This is a genomic window from Bartonella sp. AA89HNZF, from assembly GCF_042196905.1.
GTDB lineage: Bacteria > Pseudomonadota > Alphaproteobacteria > Rhizobiales > Rhizobiaceae > Bartonella.
Genome location: NZ_JBHIRD010000118.1, coordinates 1 through 310 on the forward strand (window position 1 = coordinate 1; position 310 = coordinate 310).

Genomic DNA, 310 nt, shown 5'->3' on the forward strand with positions numbered 1-310 from the left:
GGTACTTTGGGCCCAGGAGCAGACAACGCTGTTGTTTTTCCCTATATTATTATTGTTCCGCTTTCTTCGTTTGATCGTCACTGTCACCGTCTTGGCTATGGAGGAGGATATTATGATCGTGCAGTTGAATCTCTTAAAAAACAAGGACATTCAATGACATTATGGGGCATGGGTTTCTCGTGTCAGGAGGTTTGTTCCATTCCTCCAACAGAACATGATTTACAGGTGCAGAGAATTTTTACAGAAAAAGGTTTCTTAAAATGTTAAAATGTGATTAAAACGTCTATGCGTTTTTTATTTTTAGGTGACA

The 310-nt window shown here is 38.7% G+C and carries 1 protein-coding gene; it reads left to right on the forward strand.

The window, feature by feature from the left end; genetic code table 11:
* Positions 1-267 (forward strand): 5-formyltetrahydrofolate cyclo-ligase (locus ACFIN0_RS10020; RefSeq protein WP_375702484.1); only part of this gene is annotated, 267 nt, incomplete at its 5' end.
* Positions 268-310 lie beyond the last annotated feature (43 nt).